The organism is Clostridium sp. LIBA-8553, assembly GCF_057782465.1.
Window position 1 is genome coordinate 2,066,974 of record NZ_CM173489.1, and the last position, 22,473, is coordinate 2,089,446.

Annotated in this window: 18 protein-coding genes; 4 read left to right on the forward strand and 14 right to left on the reverse strand. The window is 28.5% G+C overall.

The features are described from left to right. Positions 1 to 10: 10 nt before the first annotated feature. Both AC2JAQ_RS09140 and AC2JAQ_RS09145 read right to left on the reverse strand, forming a co-directional pair. Entirely contained in the window at positions 11 to 2,932 is a 2,922-nt protein-coding gene (locus AC2JAQ_RS09140; protein WP_488456166.1) for an insulinase family protein, read from the reverse strand. Positions 2,933 to 3,388: 456 nt separating this feature from the next. Continuing rightward, entirely contained in the window at positions 3,389 to 3,658 is a 270-nt protein-coding gene (locus AC2JAQ_RS09145) for a hypothetical protein (RefSeq protein WP_488456167.1), read from the reverse strand. Between the two features lie 168 nt (positions 3,659 to 3,826). On the opposite strand from AC2JAQ_RS09145, the gene AC2JAQ_RS09150 reads away from it, so the two are divergent. After that, positions 3,827 to 4,978, forward strand: a complete 1,152-nt coding sequence (locus AC2JAQ_RS09150; RefSeq protein ID WP_488456168.1) for an amidase domain-containing protein — start codon at positions 3,827 to 3,829, stop codon at positions 4,976 to 4,978. A 174-nt stretch (positions 4,979 to 5,152) separates the two neighbouring features. Here AC2JAQ_RS09150 and AC2JAQ_RS09155 read toward each other — a convergent pair whose 3' ends face one another. Next, positions 5,153 to 5,878, reverse strand: a complete 726-nt coding sequence (locus tag AC2JAQ_RS09155) for an N-acetylmuramoyl-L-alanine amidase (protein WP_488456169.1) — start codon at positions 5,876 to 5,878, stop codon at positions 5,153 to 5,155. A 156-nt stretch (positions 5,879 to 6,034) separates the two neighbouring features. On the opposite strand from AC2JAQ_RS09155, the gene AC2JAQ_RS09160 reads away from it, so the two are divergent. Further along, on the forward strand, positions 6,035 to 6,616 hold the full coding sequence (locus tag AC2JAQ_RS09160) for a flavin reductase family protein (RefSeq protein WP_488456170.1): 582 nt from the start codon (positions 6,035 to 6,037) through the stop codon (positions 6,614 to 6,616). A 47-nt stretch (positions 6,617 to 6,663) separates the two neighbouring features. Here the strand turns inward: AC2JAQ_RS09160 and AC2JAQ_RS09165 are convergent, their stop codons facing one another. After that, positions 6,664 to 6,843, reverse strand: a complete 180-nt coding sequence (locus tag AC2JAQ_RS09165) for a hypothetical protein (RefSeq protein ID WP_488456171.1) — start codon at positions 6,841 to 6,843, stop codon at positions 6,664 to 6,666. Between the two features lie 120 nt (positions 6,844 to 6,963). Continuing rightward, positions 6,964 to 8,535 (reverse strand): ClC family H(+)/Cl(-) exchange transporter, encoded by a 1,572-nt coding sequence (locus AC2JAQ_RS09170; RefSeq protein ID WP_488456172.1) that lies wholly within the window; start codon positions 8,533 to 8,535, stop codon positions 6,964 to 6,966. Positions 8,536 to 8,798: 263 nt separating this feature from the next. Between AC2JAQ_RS09170 and rsxC the strand changes: the two genes are divergently transcribed. Next, entirely contained in the window at positions 8,799 to 10,109 is a 1,311-nt protein-coding gene (rsxC, locus tag AC2JAQ_RS09175; RefSeq protein WP_488456173.1) for an electron transport complex subunit RsxC, read from the forward strand. A 13-nt stretch (positions 10,110 to 10,122) separates the two neighbouring features. Further along, on the forward strand, positions 10,123 to 11,094 hold the full coding sequence (locus AC2JAQ_RS09180; RefSeq protein ID WP_488456174.1) for an RnfABCDGE type electron transport complex subunit D: 972 nt from the start codon (positions 10,123 to 10,125) through the stop codon (positions 11,092 to 11,094). A gap of 301 nt (positions 11,095 to 11,395) precedes the next feature. On the opposite strand, the gene AC2JAQ_RS09185 is transcribed toward AC2JAQ_RS09180, so the two are convergent. From AC2JAQ_RS09185 to AC2JAQ_RS09225, 9 genes are all read right to left on the reverse strand, one after another. Beyond that, the gene (locus AC2JAQ_RS09185) at positions 11,396 to 11,650 is read right to left on the reverse strand and encodes a DUF1653 domain-containing protein (RefSeq protein WP_488456175.1); all 255 of its coding nucleotides are present in this window, start codon (positions 11,648 to 11,650) and stop codon (positions 11,396 to 11,398) included. A 104-nt stretch (positions 11,651 to 11,754) separates the two neighbouring features. After that, on the reverse strand, positions 11,755 to 12,912 hold the full coding sequence (gene thiI, locus AC2JAQ_RS09190; RefSeq protein WP_488456176.1) for a tRNA uracil 4-sulfurtransferase ThiI: 1,158 nt from the start codon (positions 12,910 to 12,912) through the stop codon (positions 11,755 to 11,757). Beyond that, on the reverse strand, positions 12,909 to 14,054 hold the full coding sequence (locus AC2JAQ_RS09195; protein ID WP_488456177.1) for a cysteine desulfurase family protein: 1,146 nt from the start codon (positions 14,052 to 14,054) through the stop codon (positions 12,909 to 12,911). The genes thiI and AC2JAQ_RS09195 overlap by 4 nt, the downstream gene beginning before the upstream one ends. Positions 14,055 to 14,234: 180 nt before the next feature. After that, complete coding sequence (locus AC2JAQ_RS09200) at positions 14,235 to 14,672, reverse strand: ACT domain-containing protein (RefSeq protein WP_488456178.1); 438 nt, start codon at positions 14,670 to 14,672, stop codon at positions 14,235 to 14,237. A gap of 387 nt (positions 14,673 to 15,059) precedes the next feature. Further along, the gene (locus tag AC2JAQ_RS09205) at positions 15,060 to 17,639 is read right to left on the reverse strand and encodes an alpha-mannosidase (protein WP_488456179.1); all 2,580 of its coding nucleotides are present in this window, start codon (positions 17,637 to 17,639) and stop codon (positions 15,060 to 15,062) included. Positions 17,640 to 17,955: 316 nt separating this feature from the next. Continuing rightward, the gene (locus tag AC2JAQ_RS09210) at positions 17,956 to 18,552 is read right to left on the reverse strand and encodes a GNAT family N-acetyltransferase (protein WP_488456180.1); all 597 of its coding nucleotides are present in this window, start codon (positions 18,550 to 18,552) and stop codon (positions 17,956 to 17,958) included. A 45-nt stretch (positions 18,553 to 18,597) separates the two neighbouring features. Beyond that, the gene (locus tag AC2JAQ_RS09215) at positions 18,598 to 19,437 is read right to left on the reverse strand and encodes a homocysteine S-methyltransferase family protein (protein ID WP_488456181.1); all 840 of its coding nucleotides are present in this window, start codon (positions 19,435 to 19,437) and stop codon (positions 18,598 to 18,600) included. A gap of 23 nt (positions 19,438 to 19,460) precedes the next feature. Further along, entirely contained in the window at positions 19,461 to 21,806 is a 2,346-nt protein-coding gene (locus tag AC2JAQ_RS09220) for a homocysteine S-methyltransferase family protein (RefSeq protein WP_488456182.1), read from the reverse strand. Further along, on the reverse strand, positions 21,799 to 22,470 hold the full coding sequence (locus tag AC2JAQ_RS09225) for a methionine synthase (protein ID WP_488456183.1): 672 nt from the start codon (positions 22,468 to 22,470) through the stop codon (positions 21,799 to 21,801). The genes AC2JAQ_RS09220 and AC2JAQ_RS09225 overlap by 8 nt, the downstream gene beginning before the upstream one ends. Positions 22,471 to 22,473: the final 3 nt, after the last annotated feature.

Consider the following 22,473-nt stretch of genomic DNA (forward strand, 5'->3'; position numbering starts at 1 on the left):
CTTCTTAATCTTATTTTATAACTTTTTTAATATTATTAAATAGATTTCTATTTTCCTTTATTTTTTCTTCATTTCCTAATACACAAATAAATTCTTCTTGCATTAGCTCTTTAATCATAGGTGTAAAGCTCTTAATTTTTTCAACATCTGCATTTATGATTTCTTCTCTTTCCTTTTGAAGCTCTTCATAACTAAAGTTGCTTAAATAATATGAAACTGCTATATCCCCTTTTATTCCATTGCTTAAAGGCTGATCATATTTTCTTATTGTACCTATAATATATTTTGTCATTTCTCTTTCATCAGCTTCAAACTTTTCTAAATAATCAGGTATATTGTCATAAGCATTTAATGTATCTACAATATTAGGGTCTCTATATGAAACTATATAAGCTCCACCATCTCTTCTAAAATTAGAAAATACTCCATAAGCCCCACCTTTAACTCTTACAGTATTCCATAAATAATCAAATCCTAAAATACTTTCTAATAGTGATAAGGCTCCTGAATATTTGTATCCATCAACTTTATAATTTCCACCTTTAGCTACATATTGTACGTTTCCTTGAGTTAAAAGACCTTCATTTTTATTTTCTAAGTCAAACTCATATTTTACTTCATCAAATTTTTCATCCTTTATTTTGTCTATTAGATACTTTACTTTTTCTTTAAAGTTTTCATACTCTTCTTCTTTGCCTGAGTAGCTTATAAGCATATTTTTCTTATTAAATATTAAATCTCTTACTATTTTTAATCTTTCTGATAATATTGATTTTTTACTCTCATTGTCTATACTAACTAAGAAATCATAATAATCTAATCCACTTATTTTTTCATCATAAGCTCCTCTACTTGTGCAATATGATAGAACCTTTTTCATTGCTATTCTATGACCACTATCAAAAATAGCTCCTTCTAATCTAGCTCTTTTTTCTCTAACTAATTGCATAACTCTATCCATATTATCTAAATCAGTATGATTTAATATTTCTTCAACTAACTCTATAGCTTTATTTGTTTTACTGCTTAATGCCTTATATGATACTTCTAAATATGGTCTAAAAGTATTATTTTCTCTTAAATTAGCAAAGGTTATAGCTCCAAAACTTATTCCACCAGTATTTATATTGATAGCATTTGATAACTTAGAGTAGTCATACTTCTCTGTTCCACATTTACCTAATATATCACATAATAATCCAATATAAGGTATTAAATCTTGAGGAACACTATTTGTATTAAAGAAGAAATTAACATAATCTATTTTATTGGTATGAAAGTCATGATGCAATGTTTTTATTCCGCATATTTCCTTTTCTTCCATAGGAATTTTTGTTGCCTTTTTATCTATATCATCTAAAGATAACATAGGAATACTTTCTAAATCTTCCTTTTTATCTGGTGTACTTTGTCTTTCTTTTAACTTTTTGCAATTATTTATTATTTCATCTAAAGTCTTCTCATCAAAACTATTTTTTATATTATCTAATTTTTTCTTTAGTTCTGCTGCTTTCTTTTCATTTATTCCTCTTTCAGGATGAAGTGAAACGAGAGAGCAATGAGTATTGTTAACCATATATTCTTCAATTAATTTCTCAAAATAATTGCTTGTTAAAGCAGTTTTAATTTTTTCAAGATCTTTCTCATATTTTAGATGAGCATATGGATTTCCATCATAAAGCCAACTATCCATTACCTTTAAATAATAAATTAATCCACTAGGGTAAGAACCATAGTCTCCCTCTCTTAGTTCAAATTCCACTCTATTTATTGAAGCTTCTATAAGCTCTTTATCTATTCCATTTTCAACTAATCCCTTCAAAGTATCCATTACAACATTTTTGAATTCTTCTTCTTTGTTAAGCTCTGCATTCTTAACTAGAACAGTAAATGCTGACTGTTTAGTTGAATTATCAAAATCTCCAGATACAGCTTTTCCTATCCCCGCATCTATTAAAGCTTTCTTTAAAGGAGCTGCTATACTTCTTGTTAAAAGATAAGCTAAAACATCAAATGCTAATCCCTTTTCACTATCTGTAGCATCTCCTATTACAAAGTTTAGGCTGTAATAGCTCTTATGATTTAAATCTTCATTTTCAGCTATTCCGTAAGTATAACTCTCTTGTTTCATTTCTTTAAAAGGCTTCTGTGCTTTTATTTCTGAATCTATATCTCTATATTCAAAATCTTTTAAATATTCATTATTTATAAATTCTAATTCCTTTTCTGTATCTCCATCACCATACAAGAATATATAAGAATTAGATGGATGATAGTACTTTTCATGAAAAGCTACGAACTCTTCATAAGTTAAACTAGGTATTTCATCAGGATCTCCACCTGAAGATAAAGCATAACAAGTATCTGGATATATTGTTGCCGGAATCTTTCTGTATAATAAAGAATCAGGAGATGAATAAGCTCCTTTCATCTCATTATAAACAACTCCATTATATTTTAATTCATCATTCTTATTTTCTATATAGTAATGCCATCCTTCTTGCATAAATATTTCTTTATGCTTATATATATTTGGATATAATACAGCATCTAAATATACATCCATAAGATTCATGAAATCTTTTTTATTTCTTGACGCTACTGGATATATTGTTTTATCTGGATATGTCATAGCATTTAAGAATGTATTTAATGACCCTTTTAAAAGTTCTACAAAAGGTTCTTTAGTGTTGAACTTTCTAGATCCACATAAAACTGAATGTTCTAAGATATGAGGAACTCCAGTACTGTTTTCTGGAGGAGTTCTAAATCCTATTGCAAAACATTTATTATCATCTTCACTTAATATTTTTATAAGCTTAGCTTTAGTCTTTTCATGTTCAAATGTTAATCCTATTCCACCTATTTCATCTAAATTTTCTATGTTTAAAAGTTTAAAACCACTATAAATATTATTCTCTTTAAAATTCATTTTTCACACTCCTATGGAAAGTAATTTTATTAGTATGTTTATTTTAATATTTATTAATATATTTATTTTAATAATTGTACCATAATTACCCTTTATTAAAAAGTTTACTAATATTAATAAGTATATATTCTTTAAAACCAATATATAAAAATAATATCAATTAAAAAACTAATTTTTAAAGGATTTTTATATAAAACTCTCTCATCATAATACTTTTAAAATTCATCTTAATTTATTTATTTCCAATGCACATGTAATTTATTTAAATTTATAAAAAAAGAAATGACATAGGGTTACTATGCCATTTCTTTTAATTTTGAACTATTATTCTCCATAGTTATTTAATGCTAATTGAACACGTTAACATGCTCTTTAACAAATTCTAGGTTACTTAATATTATCACCTTTTTGAGAAGATAAAATACTAAAAATTCTATCAACCTTTAATATTTATCACTATAATATTCCAAAATATCTAGCTATTACATAAAGAATTATTGCTCCTCCACCAACAAAGCTATACTTTGCATTTTTTTTATTTTTTGCAATAACTTCCTCAAAAACACCTCTAGCTATAAGTAAACCTCCAGCAGCAAGTCCAATCAATTGATTAGTTACGAACCAGCTTGGATTAAGATATGTATAAAAATACCCTATTACAAGAGGAAAGATAAAACATCCAAATAAGCTTCTTATAAACGGAACTTTTCCTTTAATTAATTTCATCTTATGTAATTCTCCTTTACTTTCATATTACATATTAATTTTATCAACATTCTTTAAAATTTGAAAGCATATATATCTTATTAAACTAATATTTTGCTCTTAATTATTATTTTTTCTTATTACTTAACATATACATTATTGAATTATGTATTAACTAGGAGGATATTAATGCTAAAAAAACGCAAAGTACTTTTATTAACATCTATAATATTAATAGTCATATTAAGCTTATCTATATATGTGTATTTAAACAGAAAAAAAACTTCTGATTTAACTGAGGCAATAAGTTTATTAAAAGAACCAGATAAAAAAGAAGATGATGGATTAAAAACTAAATTTGAAACTGTTATCCAGGACTTATTTAAAAATAGAAATATAGCAATACTAAATAATGATTTAGAAGAATTAAAGAAATTTTATGATTTACAAAAAAAACCTAGTCTTTGGGCTTATGAAAGTGAAAGTAAAAAAGTTGAATATCTAAATAACTGGTCTCAAAAACAAGGAGTTGTATTTAATGATATAAAATCAAAGATTCAAGTAAAAAAAGCTAAGGAAAGAGAAAAAGATTTATATGGAATAATATGTACGGTATCCACTGAATTTACATATTATTACTTAAACGATCCACTTAAAACTAATACATTTAGATTAGGTACCTATCATTACTTAAACTTAAAAGATGAAAATGGTAGATATATTATAACTAAAGAATGGTACACAGATCCATTTGCTGATTCTCTAGATTTAAATAATATCAAGTCAGACGAAATAAAATCATATATTTTAAATAGAACGAGTCCAGATTACACTCCTGATGAAAGAACTCAAAAAGCAATTGATTACGCTCACCAATATTGTGGTGCCGCTGCAGATGATGAACTTGGATTTAATTATAATAAAAAATATACTGATTTTAACCCTCAAGGAGGCGATTGTGCAAACTTTGCCTCTCAAATACTACATGAAGGAGGAGGGTTTAAGAAAAACTCTACTTGGAATTATTCAGGTAAAGAAGGTTCTAAAGCCTGGGTGAATGCTCAAGCCTTCAAAAATTATATGGTACACAGCGGACGTGCTTCTTATATTGCTAAGGGAAAATATTCTGAAATATATAAAGAAGCCTATAATTTAAGACCTGGTGATTTTGTGGCTTATGAAAAGAATGGAAGAATAACACACATATCAACAGTTACAGGCTTAGATAGCAAAGGATATCCTTTAGTTACTTGTCACAATACTGATAGACTTCTTGTTCCTTTTGATTTAGGATGGAGTAATGATAATATACGCTTCCATTTAATAGATGTCCATTATTAATTCTAAAGCCTTTAATATAAGGATATTTTTTAGGTGAATATTGATTTCTAAAACATATCCTAACATAAAAATTCACTATGTTTAATTATTTTCTTAAACATAGTGAATTTTTAATCATAACTATCTGTATTTTATCTAGAATTTATTTTAATATATAAAAGTAAAATTCTTAAATTATAAATCTACTCTATATTTTTCTAAGGATTTAACTATTAAGTCAGCTATTTTTTGCTGATATAACTTATCTCCTAAAAGTCTATCATCTTCCCAATTGCTCATAAATCCCATTTCTAATATTACTACTGGTCTCTGTGACCAATTAAAACCAGTCATATCTTTTCTTTCAAAAACTCCATTAACTTTTATTCCATTTTCTTTTAAAGTTTCACATAAAACATCTCCATATCTTTTACTTTCTCCATATATACTTGAAAGTTGTTTTGTTTCAGAAGAAGGTATTAAAATTGAAGCACCTCTTTTACCTGAGTTATTTGAACCATCACAATGAAGTTTTATTGAAATATCAGCCTTTGAATTATTAGATATTTCAGCTCTCTCCCTATTACTTAAGGAAACTTCATTTTTTTCTCTAGTCATAACTACATTATATCCTTCTTTGTTTAAAAGTTCCTTTAATATCATAGCAACCTCTAAATTTATCTCATACTCTCTGTTTTTTGTTCCCACGCCTGCAGTACCTGATGATACTCTAGGCTTTTTATTGCTAGACCAAGGAGCTATTGGCTCAAGCTTACTATCTCCTTTTTCTTGATGTCCTGCATCAATACATATTGTAAATTCACTTTTCTCTTTTGCCTTGATTTCCTTTTCTCCTATCCCTCCTATAATAAAACTTGCTAAAATAAAAACTACACATAAAAATATACTTTTCTTCTTCATAAAAAAATCCTTTCTAAAATTAAATAATAAATAGTATTCCTCTAATTTATTAAAAATATTATTCTCTTAGTTTTATATATAAATTTTTCATGTTATAATTTTAAAGTCTTAAATTATGTCTAATAAAGAATTTAATATAAATTAAAGGAGATACATATGAGAAAAGTTAATTTTAAAGGAAGTGTAATGCTAAATCCTACGCCAGTAGTTCTTGTTACTTCTAAAAATGAAGAAGATAAAGTAAATGCTTTTACTGTAGGTTGGGTAAGTACAGTTTGCACTAAACCTCCAATGATAGCTATGGGAATAAGACCGGAAAGATTATCCTATGAATACATAAAAAAAAGTGGAGAATGCGTAATAAATCTACCTTCTAGGGATATGGTCAAATTTGTTGATTTTTGTGGTGTTAAATCTGGAAGAAAAGTCGATAAAATAAAACACTTTGGATATGCCCTTAGTAAAGGAGAAGCAATATCTACTCCATCTATTGAAAAGGCACCAGTTGCTTTAGAGTGTAAGCTTAAAAGCATAACTCCATTAGGTACACATGACATGTTCTTATTTGAAGTTGTTAACGTAAAAGTTGATGAAAGCCTTATAGATGAAAAAGGAACGATTCATTTTAGCAAAGCTAATCTAATGGCTTATAGTCACGGTGAATATTTCGGCCTTAACTCAAAGCCTTTAGGCTCTTTTGGATATTCAATTAAAAAAAAGAAAAAAGGTTCAAGATAAAATTTAACTAAATAAAAAAATGATGCATCATTTGATACATCATTTTTTTATTTTGTATATTTATCACAAACTTCTAGTAAAATTCCTTCCGTTTCAACATCAACTTTAATCTCATCTGTTCTAATATCCTCTAAAATCTTTTCACATTCCCTTATAATCTCTTCATCTACTTCTCCAACTTCACAAAGGTTATAAACTTCCTTAGCCCACTCCTTTATTTTATGCATAATACCCTCCAAAGAATATTTAATATAACTTAATATGATTATATTCACCCCATCCTTACTTATGCATAAAATTTTTCAGTTTAAATTCCCTAAAAAATAAAGCTGTGAATATTCACAGCTTTAAATTTCTTCCTTAGCAGATGTTAAGAATTGAATTTCTTCTAAAACAGAACTTGCTCTACTTTCGTCAACCATTACGACTAAATAGTCTCCACTCTGTATTTCAACGCATCCTCTAGGTATTATTTCATTATTTCCTCTCTTTATTGCAACTAAAAGAGCAGATTCTGGCCAATGTACATCTTTTATTTTCTTTCCAGCAGCAACACTACCAAGTTCTACACCAATCTCTAATAAAGTTTTATTATTAGAAGGTTCTTCTACATCTGATCCAACCTTCTCTATCCATCTTTCTAATAAAGATTCGTAAATTGGTTCGCTCTTTAATAAGTCTGATGTTACATATGATATTATAACAACTACTGATAAAGCTAACATATGTTCAAAAGAACCTGTCATCTCCGTAATAAGTATTATACCTGTAATAGGTGCCTTTACTATTGAAGCAAAGTTACCCGCCATAGCTAATATTATAAAATCTATTATATATTGATTGGGAACTCCAAACACATTACAACTTATTATTCCAACTATATTACCTATTACTGCACCTAAAAGTAATAATGGGAAGAAGATACCTCCTGGTGTACCGGCACCAAAACTTATAATTGTTAATAAGAATTTCACTAAAAGCACAGCTAAAAGAATTTTAATTGTAAAATTTTTAGTTGCTAAATCCATTATAAGTTCATGACCACCACCTAATATTATAGGTGCAAAAATACCTAATATACCTGTTAGTAAGAAAGGAATCATAACTTTAATCTCTACAGGAACCTTTTTAAATTTTCCATACATGCTTTGTACTTTTAAAATTCCCTTTGAGAATATTGCACCACCAACTCCTAAAACGACGCCTAATATTATTAATACCCAGTAATAATTTAAAGGTAATACAGGGACATTAGCCATTCCTAAGCTAGGATTCATACCTAAGAATTGTTTTGAAACAAAATCAGATACTAAGGATGCTGCCATTGCAGAAACTAATACTAGTGGCGAAAAACTTTTATGAACCTCTTCTAAGGCAAATATGACTCCTGATAAAGGTGCATTAAATGCTGCCGCTAGACCTGCTGAAGCACCTGATGTTATAAGGTATTTCTTCTCTATATTTATTCTCTTTAAACTATTACTAAACCCTTCACCAACTGCAGCACCCATTTGTACTGATGGGCCCTCTCTACCTAAAGATAATCCAGCTCCTAGAGATATTACTCCACCTAAGAACTTATAAACTAAAACCTTTAGCCAGTTCATTCTAAGTTTACCTATTAATTCTCCCTCTACTTGAGGAATACCACTTCCTGAAATCATTGGCTCTCTTCTAACCATGAATCCAACTATGGCTCCTAAAATAGCTAAAATAACTAAAACTATAATCATATTAGTACCGCTTAATGCAGCCCATGCATAAAGCTTTTTAAAAAGTGGAAATAAGTAATTAACAATCATTCTATTTAATACTAAAACTAAAGAACATAAAAGCCCTATAGCAGCACCTTCTAGAACTAATTTAAATCTTAAATCCTTTCTGTGTGACAGTACTCTCTTCGTACTCTCATTACTCAAAGGTTCCCCCTCCTTACTCTTAACATTTTATTAACATATACATTATACGCTTATGTTTTTGCATATTCAAATTTAATTAAACTTCAATTTTAAATTATTTTTTCAAAAAACATCTCTGTAAACATTACCTTCTTCTAATAATAATAGTTTTACATAATTTTATTTCTTTGAATATAAAACATTAATAATTAAAAATATGTAATTTATTAATAATTTTATACATAGTATTAAAATATGAAGATTATATGAAAGGATGTGCATATATGAGTCTCTTTACCTTTAAAAAAGGGCTTCATTTACCTTATAATAAAGAACTTACTAAAGATAAATCTATAGAAATTTTTGAACCTAAAAAAGAATTAATATTTCTACTTTCTCAGCATATAGGTAAAATCTGTGAACCTATAGTAAGTGTAGGAGACAGGGTTTTCGTAAACCAAAAAATAGCTGATTCCTCTTCCTTTGTTTCTGCTCCAATTCATTCTAGTGTATCAGGAACTGTAAAAGAAATTAAGGATATCTCTACACTTAATGGTTCAAAAGTTAAGTCAATAATAGTAGAAAATGACTTTAAATATGAAAATTTTCAAAATGAAAATATTAAGTACTCTAATACACTTTCTTTAAAAGATGTTGTTTCACTAGTAAAAGATTATGGCATTGTTGGCCTTGGTGGAGCTACATTCCCTTGTCATGTAAAACTTAATGTTCCTAATGATAAAGAAATTAATTATATAATTATAAATGCCGCTGAATGTGAACCATATTTAACCTGTGACCATAGAGTTATGCTTGAATATACTGATGAAATAATTAGTGCCTTAAATATTCTTCTAGAACTTTTCCCTAAAGCTCTAATCTACATAGGTATAGAAGATAATAAGCTAAATGCCATAGATAAATTTAATAGCACTTTAGGAAATAATTCAAGAATAAAAGTAGTACCATTAAAAACAAAGTATCCTCAAGGATCTGAAAAACATTTAATTTATGCCTTGACTAAACTTCAAGTTCCTTCTGGAAAGCTTCCTCTAGATATAGGCTGCATTGTTCATAATATATCTACTATTTATCAGCTATATATTAGTCTAGTAAAAGGATATCCTCTTACAGAGAGAATAATTACAGTTAGTGGTGATGCTATAAAAACGCCTAAAAATATTAAGGTAAAAATAGGAACTCCAATAAAAGATGTAATTGAATTTTGTGGTGGATTTATAAATAAGCCATCAAAAATAATATTAGGTGGTCCTATGATGGGCTTTGCTATAAATTCTTTAGAATTACCCGTGACCAAGGGAACTTCTGGTATTCTTTGTTTGTCTAAAGTGGATAATGCTCCTAAGAGCCATTGTATAAGATGTGGAAAATGTCTAAATTCATGTCCAATGAATCTATTTCCTCAAAAATTAAATGATTTTGCTATAAAAAATAAATTTGAAGACTTTAAATCATTTAATGGAATGGATTGTATAGAATGTGGTTGTTGCACATTTTCTTGTCCTGCCAAAATCTCTATAGTTAATAATATTAGAGAAGCAAAGAAATCAATTAGAAATAATTCTAAAAAGTAAAGAGGTGAAAAGAATGATTGATACAAAACAAGAGTATATGGACCCACTCTTAATAAACGATAAGGACCTTTTAGTTAATTCATCTCCCCATATAAGGACGAATACATCCACTCAAAGCATAATGAGAGATGTTTTAATAGCTTTAATTCCTACCTCTCTAGTTGGAGCTTTAGTTTTTGGATTAAGAGCCATATTTATTATTGCAACCTGTGCACTCTCCGCTGTGATTTCTGAGTACGCCTTTCAAAAGCTCACAAAGAAAGAGATTACCATAAAGGATTTAAGTGCAGTCGTTACAGGTGTTTTACTAGCATTAAATCTTCCTGTTAACACACCACTTTGGGTAGCATGTATAGGCTCTATCGTAGCAATAGTATTAGTAAAGCAAATTTTTGGTGGTATAGGATGTAACTTTATGAATCCAGCCTTAGCAGCTAGGGCTTTTATCCTAGCTGCATGGCCTGAAGCTATTAGTATTTTTACCTTAGATGGTGTTACTACAGCTACACCTTTAGCTTTATTAAAAAGTGGACAGGGAAATCTTCCTTCACTAAGTAATGCCTTCTTAGGTAACATAGCCGGATGTATAGGAGAGGTTTCTGCTCTTGCTATATTAATTGGTGCTATATATTTAATGTATAGAAAAATAATAACTTGGCATATACCTGTTGTCTATATTGCTACAGTTTTAATATTAACAACTGTTATAGGTAGAAATGGTTTCTTAAGTGGAAATGGTCTTTATGAAATTTTCACAGGTGGTTTATTCCTAGGTGCCTTTTTTATGGCAACAGACTATGTAACCTCTCCAATGACAAAAAAAGGACAAATTTTATTTGCTTTTGGATGTGGACTTATAACTACATTAATAAGAATATTTGGTGGTTATCCAGAAGGAGTATCTTATTCTATTCTTCTTATGAATTTACTTGTACCTGTTATAGATCACTACATTAAACCTAAGGGTTTTGGCCACAAAAAATAATTTTTTTAATTTTAGTATATAAATTCTTTTATATGTTAATAATATTAGCTGTAGAGTCATTTAATCTATACAGCTGTTCCTATATAAATTTTCTCTACTTTAGAGTTTCAATTTAAGACTGTATTCTAAAATGTACGTGTTATTATTTTAGGGTCTTAAATTCCTCTAAACTCATTTCGTTATAGCTAAGTCTGCTATAACCTCTTATTCATTAAGATAGCTCAGAAAGTATTCTAGAATTCTTTCTGAGCTATTACGTTTTTAATATATAATTTTTTCAATCGTATATTAAATTGTCTCTTTATCTATTTAAACTTTTAACTTCAAACTCTTCAAATCTATATTTCTGTCCTGTAGGATTTTCTTTTTCCTTTGGAACCTCTTCTAAAAACATATCATAAGGTCTTACGAATTGACCACAATCGCCATATAAAGCTCTATATAAAACCAATTTTTCTCTGCTCTCAGAATGAGTAACTATTCCTTCTACTAAGTAAAGATCTCCTTTAAAATGTCTAAATATTTTTCCTATACTATTTTCAATGTTTCTATCCATAATAATTCCTCCTAAAAATAAAAGAACCAAGATAATCTTGATTCTTTTATTTTATATTTAATTTATTTAAAGTACAATATTCTAATAAGTTTATATAAAACTACTTACTCAAATATGAATGTTTCCATTTCATCAATAGCCTTATTTACTAAAGCTTCTATATCAAGTTTTCTTTCAGCTATTCTCATATCCTTAACTCTAGGTTTAGTCTTTGGGTGCTTTGGTACGAATATTGTACAACAATCTTCATATGGAAGTATTGATGTTTCATAAGTATCTATTTCTCTTGCAATATCCATTATATCCTCTTTATCCATAGCTATTAATGGTCTAAATACTGGTCTATCAGCTACATCATTGCTTACCATAAGTCCTTCCATAGTTTGAGAAGCCACCTGACCTATACTTTCACCTGTTGTAATTGATTGTATATTTTTTCTTTCAGAAAGTTCACAAGCAACTCTCATCATAAATCTTCTCATTATTATAGTTAATTCATCTTCTCTACACTTTTCTATTATATCCATTTGTATTTCTGTAAATGGAACAACATAAAGTGTTATTTTTTCTGTATATCTGCCTACTATTTTAGCTAATTCTTTAACTTTATCCTTAGCTCTTTCTGATGTATATGGATGAGAATGATAGTAAACACAGTGTGTTTCAACTCCTCTTCTAGCCATTAAATAAGCAGCTACTGGAGAATCTATTCCTCCTGATAACATGACCATAGTGCTTCCATTCATTCCATATGGTAGCCCTCCTACAGCCTTTATTTTATCTTTATCAGTAAATATGTAGGCATTTCCTCTTATTTCAACATAAAGTTTACATTCCGGATTATGTATATCTACCTCTATTTCATCCTTAAGCTCTGAAAGAATATATCCTCCAACTTCTCTTGAAACCTCCATAGAGTTCATTTGAAATTTCTTATTAGCTCTATTTGTCTCTACTTTAAAGCTTTTAGCTTTGCTTTCCTTAATCTTTTTCAATCCTTCTTCTTTTATTGCATCAAAAGTTCCTTCTACTTGAGTAACTAAGCAAAGTTCTTTAACTCCAAAAACCTTTTTTACTCTTTCAATAACTCCATCTAAATCTTCTGATTTTATGAACCATCTATTTTGGTCTGTTATTATTTCATGGTCTATATCTTTTAATTTCTTTCTTATATTATCTTTTAATTTTCTTTCAAACTTATTTTTATTAAGTCCCTTCAAAAATATTTCTGAAGCATATTTTACTAAAATTAATTTATTCATATTTTTATTCTCCTTAAAAACTTCAAAGATTTTTCTAAAGAATTTATGGTATAATCTACTTCCTCTAAGGTGTTATATTTAGAAAAACTAAATCTTATAGATCCTTGAATGCATCTTGGTTCTAAACCCATAGCATTTAATACATAACTTCCTTTTGCTACTGCTGATTTTGAGGAACAGGCTGAACCTGTTGAAACAAAAATATCATCTTCCTCTAGCATATGAAGTAACACCTCTGATCTAGTCCCTAAAAATGAAACATTTAGTATATACGGACTGTATTCTTCACTGTTTGGAGTATTTATTATGATATTTTCCATTTTAGAAAGCCTTTCTATAAAATACTCCTTAAGTTTCTTTACATGATTATAAGAATCATCTAAAGAGTCATAAGCTATATTCATGGCTTTTACCATACCCATATAACCTGGAATATTTTCTGTTCCTGCTCTTAAACCGCCTTGTTGGCCACCACCAATTATTAGAGATTTTAAGTTTAATCCTTTTCTCATATATATAAATCCTATACCTTTAGGACCATGAAACTTATGAGCTGACACAGAATAAAAATCTACATTACACTCTTTCACGTCAATCTTAAATTTTCCAAATCCTTGAACTCCATCTACATGGAATTTAGCTCTTTTGCTTTTTTCTTTGATTAACTTCCCTATTTCTTTAATCTTTTGTATGCTTCCGATTTCATTATTTACATGCATTATAGAAACTAAAACAGTATTTTTGTTTATGGCCTCTTCTAATTCCTTTAAATCTATGAACCCTTTATTATCTACTTTTAAATAAGTTACATTTACACCTTGTTTTTCTAATTCTCTATATGTATTTAAAACACTTGAATGCTCAAAGGCTGTAGTTATAATATGATTATTTGCTCCTACAAGCCCTTTTATAATCATATTATTACCCTCACTTCCACCTGAAGTAAATACTATTTCTTCTTTAGAACAATTTAACTTCTTTGATATAGAGTCTTGAAGCTCCTCTATCTTTCTTTGTGATTTTACACCTAACTTATGTAAAGATGATGGATTTCCCCAAAATTCATCCATAGCATAACAAACTTCTTCTCTAACTTCCTTTAAAGGCTTAGTAGTAGCACTATTATCAAAATAAACTTGCATATTCACCCTCCTTATACTTAATACTTATATACTTTTCTATTAAATAATTATATATACATATTCCCCTAATTATATCTATTATTAAACCATAATAATAATCCTTATCAAAGACATTTTATGTCAAATTCAAAAAATTCAAAAAAAATTCCTAACTTAGATTACACTAAGTTAGGAATTTTTCTATTCCATAGCAACAAACTCTACTTTTTCAACACCCTGTACTAATTCTATTTCACTCAGCATTTCTTTTATATCGCATTTCATAGTAGATATATCTATTGTAAAACTTACATGTGCTAAACCATGTATAGGCAACCCTTGATCAATTGTAAGTATATTACCCCCAACATCTGATAATATATTTAAAACAGATGATAAAACTCCTTTTTCATGAGTAACCACCATATTAAATATAACTTTTCTTCCTTGAAGCGTTTCTGCAAACTCAAATATATAATCCTTATACTTATAATATACACTTCTACTAATTCCAGCTTGCTTTGTAGCTTCTGTTATTTCTTTAACTTTTCCTTCTTTTAAAAGTCTCTTAGCATTTATTACCTTTTCAAAAACCTCTGGTAATACTCTTTTATCTATAACTAATAAATTTCCTTCCATTGGAACTATTCACCTCTTTTATCTTTATATAAATGCCCAAAACTTAAGTAAATAATAGCCCTCTTTTATTCGCCACTTATTAAAATACCACCTCTAATTAATATTTTCAATAAGAAGCATCACTTATTGTTAATTAAATTTATAAATATTTTAATTAAAAAAACTAATTATTTATTAAAGCAATCCTATTTATTTTAATTTATTTCCTTTATTAGATAAAATATACGTTTTCAACTTATCCTTTCATATACTAAAGTATACTTTAAATTTATCTATATAAAAAGTATATCACTCAAGATTTTAAAACACAAATGTTCTTGTACAAAAGACATATAAAATTAACAAAGAGGATATATCTTAACGATACATCCCCTTATAATAAATCAACTAAAGTACTATTTCAAATGTTTTTATTTGTTTCTTTGAAAGAGTTTCATTAATAGCATTTTCTTTTACTTCTAGTTTTTCTATAATTTCCTCATTTAAGTTAACTTCATTTATTTCCTTAACATCTCTATTAACTTTTATTTGGAAGTTTTCTTCTTTATCAGAAATATTAAATATTCTTACTATTATAGAATCTCTATCTTCAGCTTTCTTAAATGCTGATAAAACTATATTTTCTCCTGTAATTGAAACTAAAGAATCTTCTCCTTTAAAGTCTCCTTGAAGAGCTAACATTGGAGTATTTAAGTTGTATGCTTCTTCATAAGCTCTTTCTCCAGTGTAATCTCCTTCATGAGCTATTATTGAATATTCAGCAACATTTTTTCCTAAGCATTGAGCTTCTGGTGTTGGGAATACTCCCCAATCTCCTAATTCTCCAACAGATCTTAATATTGTTATAGCTATAGTGTTTTCTCCATCTCTTAATACCTCATATTCAGGTAATCCCATATTAGCAACCATAAGTCCAACTTTTCCGTCATTTACATCAACAAAGTTTGTTTGTTTTTGACAGTTAGATGGATTTTGCCATCCTTCCCATGGAGTTGTTTCTCTTTCTATAACATCAAAATGTCCTTCTGCAAAGTGAGTGCTTGCTTCTATTCCTGTTGGGAATAATGCTCTTACTCTATGATCCTCTGCAGTATTTTCTATTTCAACCTTAACATCAACCCTCTTAGAAACTTCGCTTAATATTATAGTAGAAACTAACTTAATTTCAGTCATTTCCTCTACTCTTCTGCTTTCTTTCTTAATAGCTTTTACTGGTACTTCTAAAGTATTTTTAACTTCGATTATCTTTTCTACTGAATTATCTTTTAATACTTTAATCTCAGCTTTATTTCCTAAAGTATTTACTACTAAGTCTTTCTCTGGAGCTCTGAAGATGTATTCATCTCCTATATCTCCACAATCTTCAAAGGCATTTAAGTTCTTATATTCTTTATTTGTTCCTTTATGAAGTAAATCAAATGTACCATTTTCATTGAATTTTAATGAGAAGAATTTATTTTCAAAAGTTAAATCTTGAGAAACTTCTTTTTCTTCTATAGCTTCACATGGAACTATTTTAAATGATTTTAATCCTAAAGCTTTTATATTATTAGCTAAGAATTTAACCTTAAATCTATTTACATACTCTGGTTGTCTAAATCTATTGTTTGGAAGAGTATATTTAAATGTTTCGCCTAAAGCTTCAACTACTGATGGAACCTCTTCTCCATTCTCTGTAACAACCTTAAAGTTTTCTATTCCTGATTCTTTATTTACATCAACTGTTGCTTCTACTACTTCACTTCTATCCCATCCTAATGTATTAAATACAACGATGCTTTCTCTGTCAGTAGTAGTTCCATTTACTAGATTTAGCATATGCTCAGTACTTCTATCTATCATTTCTTCTGATATTTGCATACTAGCTTTAAATCTTGTTACCATATCTTGATGAACCTCATCAATACTACATCCACAAATTGAATCATGAGGATGGTTTTGAATTAAGTATTTCCATGATTGAAGTATGAAATCACTTTCGTATTTCTTTCCTTCTAATGAAGCCATAACTCCTAAAGGTTCAACATATCTTTCTAAAAGAACTTGAGATTTGTTGTTCATTTGCTTTAAATAAAGTCTTGCTGAAGCTGTATTACATAAAGTCCACCAACCATCTGTATATTGTCCATTTAACTCTCCAGTAACTTCTTTTAAGTCCTTAACTTCCTTCTTAACATCTGATATATAATCAACTAAATTACTATGAACTAATTCAAAATCAACATCTTCTTTAACATTATCTATTATGTCACCAACATTTGTTTGAACTGGTTGGTGGTCACATCCGTTCATTAATAATATTTGATTTGTTGTAGCATACATATCTGCTTTATTAACTCTGTCATTTAAGAATTCAACAGCTTCTTTCTTATCCGCTGGAATTTCATTACCATTACTATACCAGTTAGCCATAAGTATTCCTAAAACTTCTGATCCATCTGGTGATTTCCATAATACTTCTGAATGGTACTCATTTTCTCCTGCTTCTTCAACCTTTTGGTTATCAAATGCTATTGGAGTTATTCCTCTACCAAATACTGCATTATCTATTCCAAATCCTCTTAATATTTGAGGCGCTTGAGATATGTTACCAAATGAATCTGGGAAATATCCTATTTTTACTGGATTTCCAAATCTCTTTGCAAATCTCATTCCTAAAAGCATATTTCTTACATTTGCTTCTGCACTTATTAAATATTCATCTTGAAGAACATACCAAGGACCTACGTGAAGCCTTCCTTCTCCTATAAGCTTTTTTAATCTATCAAACATATATGGCTTTATTTCTAAATAATCATCTAAAGCTATAGTTTGTCCATCTAAGTGGAAATATTTGAAATGCTCATTATTCTCTAATGTATCTATTAATGAATCCATAAAATCTACTAATTTAACTCTATGTTTTTGAAATGGTATGTACCACTCTCTGTCCCAATGACTATGTGAAACTACATGTACTTTTTTCATGTCTAACCTCTCCTTATCTAAAGTTCATTAACCTATACCTATATTATATACGTTTACAACACATTTCTTCAATTTTCAATCTTATATGTTTAGTGGACTTTTTATAGGTTATTTAATTTTAGCTAATTGTTTTTTTATCAAAGTTGTATATAAAAAAATTAAGCTATGTTTTAAACTGATATTAATTTTTAGATATTCCCTAAGACCTATCTTATGGTTCTATCTAAAAATCAACACCCAACTAAAACACAGCTAAAAATTAAAGCCAGTAATCATTAAAACTACCGGCTTTTAAATATTTATTACTCTAATCTTATTATATTTTTATATCACTTTTTATAACTGAATAAACGCATATATTAATATATTCATCTCTATTCTTATTATAATAATGTTCTCTTAATATTCCATCTCTATGAAATCCAAGCTTTTCTAATAGTTTAATTGATGAAATATTATTACTATCGATCATAGCTACAATTCTATTCATACTTAAATTTTCAAATGCAAAGTTTTCTATAGCTTTAATGCACTCAGAAGCAACCCCTTGCCTCCAAAATTTCTTTGCTACAGTATACCCAATCTCAGTATTATTAGAATAAAAATCCATATTATAAAAACCTATATCTCCAATGAACTCTTTACTTTCCTTATTGACTATAGCCCACCTTATGACTTTTTTCTCCTTATACATTACTTTAACTTTTTTTAGATAAAAATCCACTTGTTTTTCCGGATTAGAAACTTCTGTTCCAGAATATTTCATAACATCTTCATCTGAAAATAAATTAATGAAATTCTCCTTATACTTTTCTTCTATCTCTTTAAGTATAAATCGTTTAGTTTCAACAATTGGAAACTCTAAGAAAAATTTTTCTATTTTATTTTCTAAAAATTGATTTTTAATACTCACATTATCCCCCTTATTATATCATTGGAAAATTTTACAACTTATACTCTATATCAAGTTACAAATAGCTCTTATATATTCTGGTGTTGTCCCACAACATCCTCCTATTATATTTACACCTTTTTCAATAGCCCTTTTAGAAAAATCTCTAAATTCTTCTGGAGTTTGTTCATATATAAGTTCATCTCCTATTTTTTTAGGTATTCCTAAATTAGCTTTTATCATAATAGGAAGAGAAGTATTTTCTTTTAAAATATCTAACGCCTTTAACACTTCCTCATACTCTGTACAATTTATTCCTAAGGCACTTACTCCACAAGGCTCCAAACTTGAAACCATTTCTTTTATGAATTTAGGAATATCATTTTTTCCAGCTAAAGTAAAGGAGCATATAACTGGTTTATCAGTTAAGTCTAAGGCTTTCTTTATTGCTAATTCTGCTTCTTTTAGGCTTCCTAAAGTTTCAAAAACAATTAAGTCAAAGTTATTCTTAGAAGCGTTAATTATTCTTTCTGTATTCTCTTCTACAACCTTTTTAAAGTCGTTATTAGTTTCTTCTATATAATATGAAAGAGGACCTATATCTAAGGCAACTAATCCTTCATTGTCACATACTTTTTTAGCAACATTAACGCCTGCTTCAATCACTTCTTCTAAATTATAATTATTTCTCTTTGCATTTATAACATTGCACATAAATGTATTTGAAAGTATTAAGTTAGCTCCAGCCTCTCTATACTCTCTATGAATTTTTTCTATTAATTCAGGCCTCTTAATATTTAAAAGTTCTGAAGGAGTCTCTTTTAAATTTACTCCTAACTCCATAATCCTAGTTCCCATAGCTCCATCAGCTAATATTAAATTTTTCTTTAAATCTACTTTCTTCATCTTAAGCTTTTCTCCAATCAATTTTAAAATACTTGCTTGGCTATTTCTACAGCTCTATTAGCATCTTTAGCATAAAAATCTGCTCCTATTTTCTTTGCATATTCCTCTGTTAAAACAGCTCCTCCAACAAATATTTTAGTTTTTAAGTCTTTTTCTTTAACTTTCTTTATTGTCTCTTCCATACTTTTTAAAGTTGTTGTCATTAAAGCACTTAGTCCCAATAATTTAACATCTTTTTCAATGCACACCTTTAAAATTTCTTCTGGTTCTACATTTTTTCCTAAATCAATAATATCATAACCATAGTTTTCTAGTATAACTTTCACTATATTTTTACCGATATCATGTATATCTCCTTTTACTGTAGCTAATACTATGCATCCCTTATTTTTGTCCTCTTTAGAAAAATCAATACTTGATTTTATAACCTCAAAGGATTCCTTAACCGTTTCAGCTGATGCTATTAACTGTGGAAGAAATATCTCTTCCTTTTCAAATTTTGCTCCAACTATATCTAAAGCAGGTATTAATTCCTCATCAACAATATCCATACCTTTAATGGTTTTAAGAAGTTCTTCTGTCTTTCTTCTTGCCTCTCCTCTTAATCCCTTTATTACTATTTCTTTTAAGGTTAAACGATTTTCTCCATTTTCTCTTAAATTTTCTTCCTTAATATTATTTTTCTTAGAATAATAGCTTACATACTTATTAGCACCTTGATCATATCCATAAAGAAGTTCAAATCCTCTTATTACTTTTATTATTCCTTCTTTATTTGGATTAACTATAGGAAAATCTAATCCTTCATTAAGAGCCATTCCTAAAAACACCTCATTTATGTTTTCTCTTTCTGGAAGTCCAAAGGAAACATTTGAAACCCCCAAAGTAGTCTTAACTCCAAGTTCATTCTTTATTCTTCTAATAGCTCTTAAAGTTTCTTTAACTTCCATTTGATTTGTTGCCGCTGTTAATATAAGAGGATCTAAAATTATATTTTCTTTACTGATTCCATATTCAGAAGCCTTCTCTATTATTCTTTTTCCTATTTCTATTTTCTCTTCACAAGTTTTAGGTATCCCCTTATTACTTAAGGTCAATCCAATGACCATAGCTCCATACTTTTTAACTATTGGAAGTATTATATCTAAAGTCTCTTCATCTCCATTTACTGAATTTAAGATACATTTACCATTATAATACCTTAACGCCTTTTCTATTACCTCTGGATTAGAAGAATCTATTTGAAGAGGAACATCTAAAACACTTTGAAGATCCTTTACTATTTTAACCATTATTTTTTCTTCATCAATATCTGGAATTCCTACATTAACATCTAAAATATTTGCTCCAGCTTCAACCTGTTCAATTGCTTGTCTCACAATATAATCTATGTCATTATTCTTTAAAGCCTCTTTAAATCTCTTTTTGCCAGTAGGATTTATTCTTTCTCCAATTACAGAAACACCTCTTCCACTTATAGTAAGTGAAGGTGTACATACACCGGTTAAACTAACTTTCTCTCTTTTTATACTTTCTTTCTTTTTTAATCTGTTTGATAATTCCTCTATATATTCAGGATTAGTCCCACAACATCCACCAATATAATTAACGCCTAAAGAAACAAATCTTTCTCCATATTCACAAAATTCATATTTATCAACTTCATAACTTGTCCTATCTCCATCTATAATAGGCATTCCTGCATTAGCCTGTACTATTACATCCTTATTAGTTGACTTTACTATTCTTTTTATTATTGATTCCATTTCTCTAGGTCCTAAAGAGCAATTAATCCCTAATGCATCTACTCCTAATCCCTCTAATGTCATAGCCATACTTTCAGGAATACACCCTGTAAAAGTTCTCCCATTCTTTTCAAAACTCATAGTACAAAATACAGGCAATTTAGAATTTTCTTTTGCTGATAAAATAGCTGCTTTAGCTTCATATAAATCACTCATTGTCTCTATAAGTATAATATCAGCCCCATTTTCTGCTCCAACTATAATCTGTTCCTTAAATATGTCATAGGCCTCATCAAAGCTTAGAGTTCCCATAGGCTCTAAAAGCTCTCCTATAGGTCCTATATCCAAAGCTATTTTAACTTCATTTCCCTCTCTAGCTCTCTTTGCTATTTCTAAAGCTTTTGTTATAATTTCTTCTACTTTAAAATCTGTATTCACTAACTTTTTTCTATTTGCTCCAAAAGTATTAGTAGTTATAAAATTTGCTCCTGCCTCTATATATCTTTTATGAACTTCATATATAATATCTTCATTATATATATTAAAAACTTCTGGATTCTCTCCAAGCTTTAATCCTAACTTTTGAAGCATAGTCCCAATAGCCCCATCAAAAATCTTAATCATAACATCTCTTACCGCCTTTCCTATAATTGCACTTTGTATAAAAACTACATTTATCACAACTTCTTATAGAAGCCTGATTATTTCTATATTTACTTATACCAATTATTGCTGTAACTGATTTTCTTGGTATTAAAATATTACTTTCCGTTAAATTTAAACCTATTGCTCTTTGCCCATCTATTAGCTCTAAAAAATCTTTTTGAAATTCTATTGAAAAGTCTCCATACCCTGGACTAAATCTTTCTCTTATGAACTCATTTCTACTTTCAACTCTCTCTTTTATAGCCTCTTCAATTTCGTTACAAACTTCTTCTATAGCGGCAGTAGAACAAGCATCTAAGACAAGTGCTTTTAACAAATCAATTTTCTCATATTTATTTATAGCTCTCTCTACCTCATACCCTAAGGTAACACCCAATAAAATAACTTTATAACATCCTTTTAAATGCCTTTTTATTGATATTCCCTTTAAAAATTTTTCAGTTCCTAATATTTTTAAATTATCTTTATACTCTTCTAAGCCATATTCTCTATAAGTTACCCTATAATCAACTATTTCTTTACATTCCTCAATACATTTATCTATAAGTTCAAAATCTTCTTCCTTTCCTTTTACACCCAAATATCTAAGTACTTCTTTTTTATCTATATTAGTAATTTTCATATT